This is a genomic window from Roseateles sp., from assembly GCF_965229315.1.
Taxonomy (GTDB): Bacteria; Pseudomonadota; Gammaproteobacteria; order Burkholderiales; family Burkholderiaceae_C; genus Pelomonas.
The window spans coordinates 761,220-774,771 of record NZ_CBDDJA010000002.1 but is presented as its reverse complement, the minus strand read 5'-3'; the positions used below and the strand labels follow the sequence as shown (position 1 = coordinate 774,771).

Below are 13,552 nucleotides of genomic sequence, written 5' to 3'. Positions count from 1 at the left end.
GTTGGGTATGCCCCCATTTTGCCTAATTTATGGAAATTGGGGAAAACCGGGGTCTCGATGCGCCAAAGTACGCGTCAGTGCGCTTCCTCCCAGTTGGCCCCTACGCCCACTTCGGCCAGCAGCGGCACCTTGAATTCGGCCACGCCGGCCATCAGGCGCGGCACCTCGGTGCGCATCCAGTCCAACTCGGCCTCGGGCACCTCGAACACCAGCTCGTCGTGCACCTGCATGATGATCTTGGACTGCTTGCCGGCACGGTCCAGCTCGGCCTGCACGGCCAGCATGGCGAGCTTGATGAGGTCGGCCGCCGTGCCCTGCATGGGCGCGTTGATGGCCTGGCGCTCGGCACCGGCGCGGCGCTGGCCGTTGCCACCGCGAATCTCCGGCAGATAGATGCGCCGGCCGAACAGCGTCTCGACGTAGCCCTTTTCAGCGGCGCTGGCCTTGGTCTCGTCCATGTAGCGCTTCACACCGGCAAAGCGGGTGAAGTAGCGGTCGATGTAGTCCTTGGCCGCCTTCTGCTCGATGCCCAGCGCCGAGGCCAGGCCGAACGCGCCCATGCCGTAGATGAGGCCGAAGTTGATGGTCTTGGCGTAGCGGCGCTGCTCGCCGGACACCTCCGCCAGCGGCACGCCGAACACCTCGCTGGCGGTCGCCCGGTGCACGTCCTGGCCTTCCTGGAAGGCACGCAGCAGCCCCGGGTCCTCGCTGATGTGCGCCATGATGCGCAGCTCGATCTGCGAGTAGTCGGCGCTGACGATCTTGAGGCCGTCCGGGGCGACGAAGGCCTCGCGCACGCGCCGGCCCTCGGCCGTGCGGATGGGGATGTTCTGCAGGTTGGGCTCGTTGCTGGACAGCCGCCCCGTCACCGCCACCGCCTGCGCGTAGTTGGTGTGCACGCGGCCGGTGTGGGCGTTGATCTGCAGCGGCAGCTTGTCCGTGTAGGTGCTCTTGAGCTTGGACAGGCCGCGGTATTCGAGGATCTTGGCCGGCAGCGGGAAGTCCGCGGCCAGCTCGGTCAGTACCTCCTCGTCGGTGGACGGCGCGCCGGTGGCCGTCTTCTTCACGACCGGCAGGCCCAGCTTGGTGAACAGGATGTCGCCGATCTGCTTCGGTGACCCGATGTTGAACGGCTGGCCGGCGATGTCGTAGCACTGCTGCTCCAGCAGCACCAGGCGCTGGCCGATCTCGTGGCTCTGGGACTGCAGGCGCCCGGCGTCGATCAGCACGCCCTGGCGCTCGATGCGCGCGAGCAGCTCGGCCGTGGGCATCTCGATGTCGCGGTAGATGTGCAGCAGGCCCGCATCGGCCTCGATCTGCGGCCACAGCACGCCGTGCAGCTGCAGGCACATCTCGGAGTCCTCGCCCGAGTAAGTCGTGGCCTTGTCCACGCTCACCTGCGCGAACGGGATCTGGTGCGCGCCCTTGCCGCACAGGTCTTCGTAGGAGAGGCCCTTGCGGCCCAGGTGGCGCTCGGCCAGCGCTTCGAGGTTGTGGGTCTTGTGCGCTTCCAGCACGTAGCTTTGCAGCAGCGTGTCGTGCTGCACGCCGGCCAGGCGGATGCCGGCATTCGCCAGCACGTGGCGGTCGTACTTCAGGTTCTGGCCGATCTTCTGGGCGGAGGCGTCCTCCAGCCAGGGCTTCAGGCGCGCCAGCACCTCGTCGAACGGCAGTTGCTCGGGCGCGTCCGGGCCGCTGTGGCGCAGCGGGATGTAGGCCGCCTCGCCCGGCTTGTCGGCGAAGGAGATGCCCACGATCTGCGCGGCCATCGGGTCCAGCGAATCGGTCTCGGTGTCCAGCGCGCACAGGGGGGCCACGCGCAGACGGGCGATCCACGCGTCGAGCTGCTCGAAGGTGAGGAGGGTGTCGTACTGCCGCGCCAGGCCGTCCCCGCCCGGGGTGGGCGCAGGCTCGTCGAACAGGCCGGGGTTGGCCGCGGGCGCAGCCTTGGCCTTGGGCGCAGCGGCCTCGCCCGTCAGCTCTTCCAGCCAGGCCTTGAAGCCGTTGCGCGTGTAGAACTCGGCGAGCGGTGCCTTGTCCGGCTCGCGAAAGGCCAAGTCCTCCAGCGAGGGCCAGCCGGCCACGTGCTCGGCCAGCTCGCAGTCCACCTTCACCGTGACCAGCTTGCGGCCCATCGGCAGCCAGCCGAGCGCGGCACGCAGGTTCTCGCCGGCCTTGCCCTTGATCGCCGGCGCCGCGGCGATGACGCCATCCAGCGAGCCGTACTCGGCGATCCACTTGGCCGCCGTCTTGGGGCCCACGCCGGGCACGCCGGGCACGTTGTCCACCGTGTCGCCCATCAGCGTCAGGTAGTCGACGATGCGGTCGGGCGCCACGCCGAACTTGGCCAGCACGCCGGCCTCGTCCAGCCGCTCGCCGCTCATCGTGTTGATCAGCTCCACGTCCGGGTTGACGAGCTGCGACAAGTCCTTGTCGCCGGTGGACACGACGACGCGGTGGCCCTGGGTCGCGGCGATGCAGCACAGCGTGCCGATGACGTCGTCCGCCTCCACGCCCGGCACCGTCAGCGTGGGCCAGCCCAGCAGCTTGACGACCTCGTGGATGGGCTCGATCTGCGCACGCAGCTCCGGCGGCATGGGCGAGCGCTGGGCCTTGTACTCGGGGTACCAGTCGTCGCGGAAGGTCTTGCCCGGCGCGTCGAAGACGCAGACGGCGTGTTCGGCGCCGATGTCGCTCTGCAGCTTCTTCAGCATGGCCACCATGCCGCGCACCGCCCCGGTGGGCTGCCCCTCGGGCCCGCGCAGGTCGGGCATGGCGTGGAAAGCGCGGTACAGGTAGCTGGAACCGTCGACCAGCAGCAGGATGGGTTTGCTCATGGTGACAGATTGTCCCGCAGCGCCCCGCCTAGAATCGACAGCATGCGCCGCTTCACCGCCCTCCTCCTGCTCGCCGCCTGCTGCACGAGCGTCCTGGCCGAACCGCCGCCGGAGCCCAAGGTGGAGCGCACCGTGGCCGAGGACGACCAGGTCCGCATCGAGGAGCTGAAGGTGCGCGGCGAGACCAAGAAGGTCACGGTCAAGAACAAGCTGACCAAGGCGCCCGACTACGAGATCGTCGTCAACGACGCGGGCCGCGAGTCGGCCGGCGGCACCGGCACGGGCCTGCCCAAGAGCGGTTCGGGCACGCGGGTCTGGCGAGTGCTCAATTTCTGATGACGCGCGGCCCCCGGGCCGCTTCACCGGACCCCCATGGCCGTTTTCACCGAAGTCAGCGCGAGCCAAGCGCAAGCCCTGCTGGACCACCTCGCCCTCGGGCAGCTCACGTCGCTGCGCGGCATCGGCGCGGGCATCGAGAACACGAACTACTTCCTGGACTGCCAGGACGCCGGGCAGAGCGGCCGCTACGTGCTGACGCTGTTCGAGCGCCTGACGGCCGAGCAGCTGCCGTTCTACCTGCGGCTGATGCAGCACCTCGCGCGCCGCGGCATCCCGGTGCCGGAGCCGCATGCCGACGCCGCAGGCGAGATCCTCTTCCACGTGGCGGGCAAGCCCGCCGCCCTGGTGGACCGCCTGCACGGCGGCCACCAGCTCGCGCCGGACGCCTTCCATTGCGGCCAGGTCGGCGCCACGCTGGCGCGCATGCATCTGGCGGGGCAGGACTTCACGCCGCACCAGCCCAACCTGCGCGGCCTGCCCTGGTGGCGCGAGGTGGTGCCGCAGATCCTGCCCTTCCTCGATGCCCAGGCGGCCGAGTTGCTGCGCAGCGAGCTGGCCTACCAGGAGCAGCTCGCCGCATCGGCCGAGTACGCCCAGCTCGTGAAGCTGCACTCGGGCCCCATCCACGCCGACCTGTTCCGCGACAACGTGATGTTCGAACCCGGCGAGCGCCCGGGCCGTGAGCGGCTGACGGGCTTCTTCGACTTCTACTTCGCCGGGGTCGACACCTGGCTGTTCGACCTGGCCGTCTGCCTGAACGACTGGTGCATCGACGTCGCGGACGGCCGCCTCGCGGAGGACCGCGCGGCGGTGTTCGTGGCGGCCTATGAGACCGTGCGGCCGCTGTCGGGCGCCGAGCACCGCCTGCTGCCGGCGCTGCTGCGCGCCGCAGCGCTGCGGTTCTGGGTGTCACGCCTGTTCGACCTGCACCTGCCGCGCCAGGCCAGCCTGCTGAAGCCGCACGACCCGCGCCATTTCGAGCGCGTGCTGCGCGAACGCATCGCCCAGCCGTGGCACGCACTGCACGGGGGGGCGGCGTCGTGACCATGCAACTGCACCTGCAAAAGGTACCGGCCCGCAACGGCCGGCTGTGGATACGCCACGGCTTCAAGATCTTCCAGCGCCAGCCGCTGGCCTTCTCGGGGCTGTTCGGCCTGGTGCTGCTGGTGACCACGCTGCTCGGCGCGCTGCCCGTCGTCGGCCTGACGCTGGGGCTCATGACCATTCCGCTGTGCTCGCTGGGCTTCATGCTGGCCACCCATCTCGCGCTGCAGCGCAAGATGCCCAACGTGGGCGTCTTCATCGCGCCGCTGCGCCTGACACCGCAGCGGCGCAACCAGCAACTGATCCTGTGCGGCAGCTTCGCGCTGCTGATGGTGGGCCTGCTGGTGGTGGGCGACCTGATCGACGGCGAGGTGGCGCGCCAGTTGATGGACCTGATGAAGAGCGGCGCCGACGCCGAGGCCATCGCGCCGCTGGCCACCGACCCACGCATCATCTGGGGCTCGCTGTTGCGCGTCGGCGGCTTCGCGCTGCTGTCCGTGCCCTACTGGCATGCGCCCGCGCTGGTGCATTGGGGCGGCCAGAACGCGCCGCAGGCGCTGTTCTCCAGCACGCTGGCGCTGTGGCGCAACAAGGGCGCGTTCGCGCTGAACGCGCTGCTGTGGTCCGCGCTGGTGCTGGCCATCAGCGGCAGCATCAGCCTGGTGTTCGGCCTGCTGGGCCTGATGCAGGTCGCACCGGTGGTGCTGCTGGTGTGCATGCTGACGCTGGCGACCGTGTTCTACGTGTCGCTGTACTTCAGCTTCGTCGACTGCTTCATGTTCGGCGCGCCGCCGGGCCTGCTGGACGACGACAAGGCCTAAGCGGGCCGGGACGCCCCGGCGCCAGGACACCGCCCCGCCGGGTTTCACGCGGGCGACATGCAAGCGACCTAGATTGCCGTGCTTTGTCACTGCACGCGCAGCCGCTGTCGCCCCCATGTCCCAAGCCAACGCCCTCCATCGCCGCCAGGCCCTCAAGTTCCTCGGCGCTCCCCTGATGCTCCCCCTGGGCGGCACCGCCGTCGGCAGCCTGCTGACCGCCTGCGGCGGCGGCGGCGATGACGCCCAGCCCCGGGCCACGTTCATGTCGGCCAGCTTCGTCGCCATGGCCGCGCCCAGCCTGGCCACACCGGCCGACATGGCCAAGACGCTGGTGAACTCCACGTTGACGGTCAAGCTCAGCGACGGCAGCACGCAGGGCTTCTCGCTGGCCTATGCGCCCTTCTTCACGACCGGCGACCTCGTGCCGGACGGCAAGGGCGGCACGCTGCTGGCCGGCGGCTATGTCGACTTCGCCGGCAAGCCCATCGTCGACACGACGGTGGCCGGCAAGGAGCGCCAGTTCTTCAGCGACTCGCCCGACGGCACCTCGCTGCTCAAGCTGGACAACCCGACCGTGTCGGGCATCAAGGGCAAGGCCGTGTTCGCCGTCATGCAGTTCGAGTACACGACCTGGGCGCAGGACGGCAAGACCGACATGTACGGCAAGCTGCCCTCCCCCATCGCCGTGCTGACGCTGGACCAGGACCAGACAACCGGCAAGCTCTCGCTGGTGAAGTACCACAACGTGGACACCGCGCCCGCCATGGGCCTGTGGATCACCTGCGGCTCCAGCCTGTCGCCCTGGGGCACGCACCTGTCCAGCGAAGAGTACGAGCCCGACGCCTTCACCATCGCGTCCAACACGATGTTCAAGGCCTACAGCCAGAACCTGTTCGGCGACGCCGCCAAGGCCAACCCCTACCACTACGGCCACCTGCCCGAAGTGACCGTCAACCCCGACGGCAGCGGCACCATCAAGAAGCACTACTGCCTGGGCCGCATCTCGCACGAGCTGATCCAGGTCATGCCCGACAACCGCACGGCCATCATGGGCGACGACGCCACCAACGGCGGCTTCTTCATGTTCGTGGCCGACAAGGAGAAGGACCTCTCCGCCGGCACGCTGTACGTGGCCAAGTTCGGCGCCGGCTTCTCGCTGGACCCGGCCGCCGCGGGCGCGCCCATCAGCTGGATCAAGCTCGGCGCGGCCACCAGCGCCGAGATCAAGGCCCTGGCCGACACGCTCAAGGCCACGGACATCATGGACGTGTCCAACACCGACCCGGCCGACGCCACGTTCACCAAGATCTGGTTCAGCGGCAAGGTGCAGTGGGTGCGCGTGAAGCCCGGCATGGACAAGGCCGCCGCCTTCCTGGAGACGCACCGCTACGCCGCGCTCAAGGGCGGCTCCATGGCCTTCACCAAGATGGAAGGCACGACCGTCAACATCAAGGACAAGGTCGCCTACTCCGCGCTGCAGAACATGCAGAGCTCCATGGTCAAAGGCAATGCCGCCTACAACGCCGACTACAACATTGGCATCGACAAGGCCCTGAACGCCGGCGGCGTGCTCGCGCACACGCTGAGCACGGGCCAGAAGGACACGGCAGGCGCGGCGATCACCAGCGACTGGGTGCCCTCGCTGACCAAGACGCTGCTGATCGGCGAAGACCTCGCCACCGCCGACGCTTTAGGCAACCTGGCCAACCCCGACAAGATCGGTGCACCGGACAACCTGAAGTTCTCCGAGAAGCTGCGCACCCTCTTCATCGGCGAGGACAGCAGCTACCACGTCAACAACTTCGTCTGGGCCTACCACGTGGACACCAAGGCGCTGACCCGCCTGGTCTCCATGCCGTCGGGCGCCGAGGCCACCGGCCTGGGCGTGGTGGACGACCTGAACGGCTGGACCTACATCACCAGCAACTTCCAGCATGCCGGCGACTGGGGCACGCCGCTGCACAACGTCGTCAAGGCCACGCTGGACCCGCTGGTGCGCGCCAACTACAAGGACCGTTTCGGCGCGCAGGTGGGCTACCTGACCGGCGCGGCGACCAGCGTCAAGCTGGACAAGATCGGCTGATGGGACAGCCGCCGGTGCGGCAGGCGCCGCACCGGCGTGTCACGCAAGGGCTGCACGAGCAGCCCTTTTCCGTTGGCCGCTGCGTTGGCTGTGACCTGCCCCGCCCGCAGCGTCGGCGGGGCTCGACGGCCGCCGCGTCAGCGCGGCTCGGCAGCCGCGGGCGCCTCGTCGTCGGGCTCGCGGGCCGCGTCGGCGCTCAGCTCGCCGGTGCCCGCATGGCGGCGCTGGCGGTCCTGCTGCTTGCCCAGCGCCGATTCGATCGCCCGCTTCAGCTTGTCGGCCGCACCCGCGATCGCCAGGTGCAGGCTCTCGGCCTGGTGGCTGACCGCGACGTTCTTCAACCCCAGCACGCGCGCCTCCAGCAGGCAGCGCATGTCGTCGGGGCCCGATTTCTCGCCGCTGTTGGTGTCGCCCAGGTGCGCCTGCACATGCGTCACCTGCCCCTCGCAATGGCCCACGGCGCCGCGGATGACGCCCTCGACATGCTCGATCAACGCCTCGCGGCCCTCCACATGGTTGTCGGTCTCGACCTGCACCTGCATCACATTTCCTTTCGGCGCCCGGACATCGAGCGCTTCCGGGTAGAGGGGCAAGCGGCATGCCGTGAGGTCGTTCGAAGATGCGTTTCACAGGTCAGACAGGCCGCAGTGGAACTCGACCAACCCTGCGCCCCGCCATGCATGGTGACCGCGGGGAGTAATGAGCCCTGCTGAGCGGTTGATATCTGGGCCCGCACCGAAACCCGAGTGCAACAAGGCCGCCTGTCGAGGTGCAGTCTGGTCTCTGTGGCGCTGCATCGAACCAGAATTCAGGTCTTGAGGAAAAAAGCGAAGGTAACTATCGAAAACAGCCTGAACCCAATTGATTGATTAACCGGGAAGTCCCTGTAAGAAAGAGTTAGGCCTCGCGTCGAGGCTCACGAGCCCTACGTCTTCCCGCAGATCGCGCCCCAGTTCGTCACGCCCTACCGGATGACGGGCAAGCGCGGCAAGAGCGGCAAGAGCGGCAAGAGCGATGCTGCCGCGATCTGCGAAGCCAGCCAACGCCCGCCCATGCGCCTGGGCATGACATCCGCAGGCCCGCGCCGGGTCTACCTCAGCGCAGCGCTGCGCAATAGCCCTGGGTATCCGCCTTCGCAAACGCCTGCGCGCGGTCCAGCGCGCGCAGCAGGTTGCCGCCCCAGATGCCGGCGATCTGCGTTTCGCTGTAGCCGGCCTGCATGAGCCGCTCGGTGATGCGCGGCAGCTGCGCCACATCCTCCAGCCCCGCCAAGCCACCGCCGCCGTCCCAGTCCGCGCCGATGCCGACGTGGTCCGGGCCGACCAGCGCCAGCACATGCTGCAGGTGCTTCATGAAGTCGTCCAGGCTGGCCTGGGCCTTGGGGTAGCGCCGCTCGACCTCGCCGATCTCCGCGGCCAGCGCCTGGTACTGCGCCGGCTGCAGCGCCGCCATGCGGCGCAGCTGCGCATACAGCGGCTGAAGCGCCGCGGCACGGCGCGGGTCGTCCTTGCGCTGCGACAGGTAGCTGCTGTACAGCGCCACCTGCACCACGCCACCCTTCTTCGCCAGGCGCAGCAGGCGCGCGTCGTCGAGGTTGCGGCGGTGGTCGGTCACCGCGCGGCTGGCGGAATGCGACAGCACGATGGGCACGGGCGACGTGTCGAGCAACTGGTCGAACACCTCGTCCGATGCGTGCGAGGCGTCGAGCAGCACGCCCAGGCAGTGGGCGCGGCGGGCGAGCGCCCGGCCGGCCGGGCTGAGGCCGTGCCACTCGGGGGCGTCCGTGGCCGAGTCGGCCAGGTCGTTGTTGCGGGCGTGCACCAGCCCGAGCATGCGCAGGCCGTGGCGCTGGTAGGTGTCCAGCAGGGCCGTGTCGGCGGCCAGCGGCGCGGCGTTCTCCATGCTGATGAACACCGCATGGCGCCCCTCGCCGGCCAGGCGCCGGGCGTCTTCGCTGTCCAGGGCCAGGCCGAACTGCCGCGGGTGGCGCGCCACCAGGTCGTTCAGCCGCATCAACTGCGCCAGGCCATGCTCGACGGCGGCGACCTGCCCCTGCGGGTCGCGGCTGCCCTGGGGTGTGTAGATGGCCCAGAAGGCGCCGTCCAGGCCGCCTTCGCGCAGGCGCGGCCAGTCCACCTGCGACAGGTCGCGGGCCGCATCGTGGCGCTCCAGGATGTTCCAGCCGGGCCGCTCCAGCAGCCGCGCCGTGTCGATGTGGCTGTCCAGCACCAGCACGCGCCGGTGCAGCGCCAGCGCGGCCTCGGACACCGGCGCTGCACTCAGAGGCAGGCAGGCCAGCAGGCCGAGGGCCGCCAGCGCGGCGCGCATGCTCATGGCGAAGCCGCGAACAGCAAGGCGGCGGCTCGCTCCGGCTCGTGGGCCACGGCAAGCAACCGTTCGGCCAGCGGCGCCGGGCACAGCGCGCCGAGCTTGGCGCGGAACAGCGCCTGGCGGCCGGCGGCATCCAGCCCGTGCTGCGGGCCCTCGCAGGCCTGCGCGTCGATCTCCTGGTCGCCCTGGAACAGCCTGACCACGGCCGGAAAGCCGCCGGTGGCCCGCTGCTGCGCGCTCAGCTCGGGGCTGGCGTGCAGCTCCACCCGCTGCATGAGGGCCTGCACGGCCGGGTCGCCCAGCGCCGCGGCCTCGAAATCGGCCAGCCCCGAGCGCGCGCGCACCAGCGCGCTGCCCACCGCATAGGGCAGGCTGAAGCGCGCCGCCAGCGAGTTGCCGATGTTGCGCGTGGACAGCGAGCTGGCGCTGCCCTGGTTGACCTCGATGCGCACCTTGTCGATGCGCGCCAGCGGCACCCGCTCGGTCAGCATCAGCGCGGCGCGGATGGCCGATTGGCAGCCGAAGCAAGCCGGGTAGGGCTTGATCTCGTAGGCGCCCAGGTCGGCCGCGAGCGCGTCGCCGAGCAGCGCCTGCGGCTGCTCGGTGCCGAAGCCGAAACTGGCCAGCCAGCCATGCTCGCCGGTCAGTGGCTGGCGCGGCCCGTCGCCGCCCGCCTCGGCGAGTTGCAGCGCCTGCACGGCATGGCGGGCAGCGAAGCCGACGGCGAAGTCCTTGTCCGCGCTGTAGCTGCCGACCTGCGGCGACAGCGACGACAGCAGGCCGGCGCTCAGCGAGCTGGCGCAGATCGCCACGCTGTTCAAGGCCACGTCCTCGTCGTCGCTGACCAGTGCTGCGGCGCCCAGCGCGGCGGCAATGGGCGCCACCACCGACGTCGTGCGGAATCCCGCCGTGCCGGTGCGGTGCCCGCGGCCCAGCGCTTCGGCCAGGCGGATGTTGGCCGCGAAAGCCACCCACAGCGCACGCAGCAGGCGCTCGCCACCGATGCCGCGCTGCTCGGCCAGCGCCAGCAGCGCCGGCACGATGACCACCGCCGCATGGCCGTTGTTGCGCGGGTTGATCAGCACTTCCTGGAAGTCCAGCGCCTCGGCAGCACAGCCGTTGAGAAACGCGGCGTCGGCCGGCGTGCTTCGGTAGTCGGCGCCCCAGACCGCGCAGCCATCGGCCTGCGGCGTGGCCATCGCGCGGTCGACGCGGGTGCCGCCAACCTGCTCGCGGCGGGCATGGCTGGCGATGGCGACGGTGTCGGCAAGCAGCACGCCGAGCACCTCGCGCACGTTCGCGGGCGGCCTGCGTTGCAGCAGCGCCAGGTGGTTGCCGACCCACTGTCGGTCCAAGGTCATCGTCATCAGTCCACTCCGTTGGCCATGAAGCCGCCGTCGATCACAAAGTCGCAGCCGTTGGCGTAGGCCAGCGCGGGCTCGGCCAGCGTGCGGATGGCGTGGCCGATCTCCGCGGGCGCCGCCAGCCGCCGTGCCGGGATGCGCGCGAGCAGCTTCTGCTCGTCCAGGCGCCCGGCCTCCAGGGCGCGCTCCACCATCGCGGTGCGCGTGTAGCCCGGGCTGACGGAGATGGCACGCACGCCATGCTCGGCGAAGTCCAGCGCCAGCACTTCGGTGAGCGCCACCACGCCGGCCTTGCTCGCCACATAGCTGGCGCGCCCGGGGCCGGAGCGGTGGGCAACGAAGGAGGCGACGTTGATGATGAGCCCGGCGCCCGCCGCCTTGAGCGCGGGGAAAGCGGCCTGGCAGCAATAGAAGGTGCCGCTGAGGTTGGTGTCGATCACCGCGCGCCAGTCCTCCACGGTCAGGCTGGCCGCGTGGCCGCGGCGGGCGATGCCGGCGCAGTTGACCAGCACGTCCAGCGGCTGCAGCGACGCGGCGGCGGCCTTCACGGCGGCGGGGTCCCGGATGTCGACGGCGTGGACGGGGAAGTCCGCGCCGGCTGCACCGTGCAGGTCCCAGCCCAGCACCTGGTCGCCGCCTTCGAGGAAGGCCTGCGCCACGGCCTGGCCGATACCGCTGGCAGCGCCGGTGACCAGCACGCGGCGCAGCGGCGTGGTGGACGTTGAAGGATTCACAGCAAAGCTCCCTGTTCGATCAAAGCCTGTTGCACCGCCTGCAGCGGCGCGCGGCATGCGAAGGACGACAGCGCGGCCGCCACGCCGGCGGCATGGCCGGTGGCGAAGGCGCAGCCCATCACGCGCACGGAGCCGAAGGCGGCGTCGTCCGCGCCGATGCTGCTGCCGGCCAGCCAGAGGTTGCCGTGCGCGTCGGGCTGCAGCGCGCCGTAGCGCACGTGGAACCAGTCGTCGCCGGCGATCGGGCGGTACTCGGTGACGCCCGCGCGCGGATGCAGCTCACCGGGCCAGCCCGAGCGGGCGATGCCGTCCAGGTGGCGGCGCGCGTGCAGCAGGTCGTCGAGCAGGGCATCCTGCTGCGAGCCGATGTGCCAGGTGGCGCGCACGCCCAGCGCCGGCCCGGTGACGTCCAGCCGGGCATGGGCGAAGCCGGGCACGCAGCGGCGCAGCGACAGCAGGTAGTCGTGGGCGATGGCGCGCGCCTGCATCTCGGCCTGCGTCAGGCTCTGGGTGGACGCGTCCGCCAGCTCGACATCGACCATCATGGCCCAGCAGGCATCGCTCCAGGGCAGTGGCACGAAGTAGCCGCCATTGGCGCGGGCCAGCGGCGTGCCGGTGCGTTGCTCGTAGTCCAGCGCGGCACGGCGCAGGTCGTCCCTGTCGTAGGCGCAGGCAGTGTCCAGCCCGGACAGCCGCGCCGTCAGCGTGGCCGCCTGGCGGCGCGGGCGCATGCGCTCGGGCCAGGCCAGCGCCGCGAGGTTGGCGTTGCCGGTGGCGTCCACCCACTGCGCCGCGCGTACCTCGAACAAGCCTTGCGGGTCGGCGCAGAGCAGGCTGTCGATGCGGCCGCCCTGCGCTTGCACCGCCACCGCGCGGCAATGCAGCAGCGGCTCGACGCGGGCGGCCAGCACCAGGCCGTCCAGCGCGCGCTTGAGCCGTTCCGGGTCGAGCAGGATGATCCAGTTGCCCGAGCTCTGGGGCCGGGGCGTCACGTCGTGGCCCAGCGCCTGCAGGGCGTCCAGCGCCTGCTGCCCGACGCCGGCGACCACCTGCTGCGGCCGGCTGCCGCGCGTGTGGAAGCCGCAATAGGCCTGCACGCCGGCCACGGTGGCGGTGCCGCCGAGAAAGCCATAGGCCTCGATCAGCGCCACCTTGGCCCCGCAGGCCGCAGCACCCAACGCGGCGGCCACGCCCGCCGCGCCGCCCCCCACCACCGCGAGGTCGAACCTCAGCGGATCGCGCCGGGCGCTCACAGCACCTTGTCCAGGAAGGCGCGCGTGCGGGCATCGACCGGGGCGTTGAAGACGTCCTTCGCGACGCCATGCTCCACCACCCGGCCCTGGTCCATGAAGTACAGGTAGTCGGCCACCTCGCGGGCGAAGCGCATCTCGTGGGTGACGAGCAGGCAGGTCATGCCGTCGGCGGCGATCTCCTGGATCACGCCGAGCACTTCCTTGACCGTCTCGGGGTCCAGTGCCGCGGTGACCTCGTCGAACAGCATCACCTCCGGCTGCATGCACAGGCTGCGCGCGATGGCCACGCGCTGCTGCTGGCCGCCGGACAGCTCACCGGGATAGGCGTTCTCCTTGCCGGCCAGGTGCACCTGGGCCAGCAGCGCGCGGGCCTGCGCCTGGACCTCGCCGCGCTCGCGGCCCAGCACCTGGATGGGCGCCATCATCACGTTCTGCAGCACCGTGCGGTGCGGGAACAGGTTGTAGCCCTGGAACACGATGCCCACGCGGCGGTGCAGGGCCTGCGTGTCCAGCCGCGGGTCATCGACACGGGTGTCGCCGACCCGCACGCTGCCGCCGTCGATGCGCGTCAACGCGTTGATGCAACGCAGCACCGTGCTCTTGCCGGAGCCGGACGGGCCGATGATGCAGGCCACTTCGGAACGCCCCACGGCCAGGTCCACGCCGTTGAGCACGGCCGTGGTGCCGAAGGACTTGCGCACGTCCCGCAGTTCGATGAACGGGGATTCGAGGTCACGGATTTTCAC

General features: G+C 70.4%; 11 protein-coding genes and 1 pseudogene. 5 read left to right on the top strand and 7 right to left on the bottom strand.

The genetic code is table 11. The features are described from left to right. Positions 1-74: 74 nt before the first annotated feature. Positions 75-2,837, bottom strand: coding sequence for a DNA polymerase I (gene polA, locus ACO07H_RS08335; RefSeq protein ID WP_422013016.1), 2,763 nt, complete (start codon positions 2,835-2,837; stop codon positions 75-77). A gap of 42 nt (positions 2,838-2,879) precedes the next feature. On the opposite strand from polA, the gene ACO07H_RS08330 reads away from it, so the two are divergent. The 4 genes from ACO07H_RS08330 to ACO07H_RS08315 all read left to right on the top strand — a co-directional run bounded on the left by ACO07H_RS08330 (position 2,880) and on the right by ACO07H_RS08315 (position 7,124). Next, on the top strand, positions 2,880-3,173 hold the full coding sequence (locus tag ACO07H_RS08330) for a hypothetical protein (RefSeq protein WP_422013014.1): 294 nt from the start codon (positions 2,880-2,882) through the stop codon (positions 3,171-3,173). Positions 3,174-3,209: 36 nt separating this feature from the next. Further along, a complete protein-coding gene (locus ACO07H_RS08325; protein ID WP_422013012.1) occupies positions 3,210-4,220 on the top strand; it encodes a homoserine kinase in 1,011 nt (336 codons plus the stop codon). Between the two features lie 2 nt (positions 4,221-4,222). Further along, on the top strand, positions 4,223-5,041 hold the full coding sequence (locus ACO07H_RS08320) for a BPSS1780 family membrane protein (RefSeq protein WP_422013010.1): 819 nt from the start codon (positions 4,223-4,225) through the stop codon (positions 5,039-5,041). Between the two features lie 115 nt (positions 5,042-5,156). Further along, positions 5,157-7,124 carry a PhoX family protein gene (locus ACO07H_RS08315; protein WP_422013008.1) on the top strand — a complete coding sequence of 656 codons (1,968 nt, stop codon included), beginning with the start codon at positions 5,157-5,159 and terminating at the stop codon, positions 7,122-7,124. Positions 7,125-7,261: 137 nt separating this feature from the next. Here the strand turns inward: ACO07H_RS08315 and ACO07H_RS08310 are convergent, their stop codons facing one another. Beyond that, entirely contained in the window at positions 7,262-7,666 is a 405-nt protein-coding gene (locus ACO07H_RS08310; RefSeq protein WP_422013006.1) for an HPF/RaiA family ribosome-associated protein, read from the bottom strand. Between the two features lie 399 nt (positions 7,667-8,065). Here ACO07H_RS08310 and ACO07H_RS08305 point away from each other — a divergent pair. Next, positions 8,066-8,182 (top strand): annotated as a pseudogene (locus tag ACO07H_RS08305) (IS110 family transposase); the annotation flags it as partial. A 37-nt stretch (positions 8,183-8,219) separates the two neighbouring features. Here ACO07H_RS08305 and ACO07H_RS08300 read toward each other — a convergent pair. From ACO07H_RS08300 to ACO07H_RS08280, 5 genes are read right to left on the bottom strand one after another with little or no spacing between them, the layout of a single operon-like run. Beyond that, positions 8,220-9,458 (bottom strand): dipeptidase, encoded by a 1,239-nt coding sequence (locus ACO07H_RS08300; RefSeq protein WP_422013004.1) that lies wholly within the window; start codon positions 9,456-9,458, stop codon positions 8,220-8,222. Further along, complete coding sequence (locus ACO07H_RS08295) at positions 9,455-10,822, bottom strand: MmgE/PrpD family protein (protein WP_422013002.1); 1,368 nt, start codon at positions 10,820-10,822, stop codon at positions 9,455-9,457. The genes ACO07H_RS08300 and ACO07H_RS08295 overlap by 4 nt, the downstream gene beginning before the upstream one ends. Then, positions 10,822-11,553, bottom strand: a complete 732-nt coding sequence (locus tag ACO07H_RS08290) for an SDR family NAD(P)-dependent oxidoreductase (RefSeq protein WP_422013000.1) — start codon at positions 11,551-11,553, stop codon at positions 10,822-10,824. Before ACO07H_RS08290 ends, ACO07H_RS08295 begins: the two co-directional genes overlap by 1 nt. Continuing rightward, a complete protein-coding gene (locus tag ACO07H_RS08285) occupies positions 11,550-12,806 on the bottom strand; it encodes an FAD-dependent oxidoreductase (RefSeq protein ID WP_422012998.1) in 1,257 nt (418 codons plus the stop codon). Before ACO07H_RS08285 ends, ACO07H_RS08290 begins: the two co-directional genes overlap by 4 nt. Then, entirely contained in the window at positions 12,803-13,552 is a 750-nt protein-coding gene (locus ACO07H_RS08280) for an amino acid ABC transporter ATP-binding protein (protein WP_422012996.1), read from the bottom strand. Before ACO07H_RS08280 ends, ACO07H_RS08285 begins: the two co-directional genes overlap by 4 nt.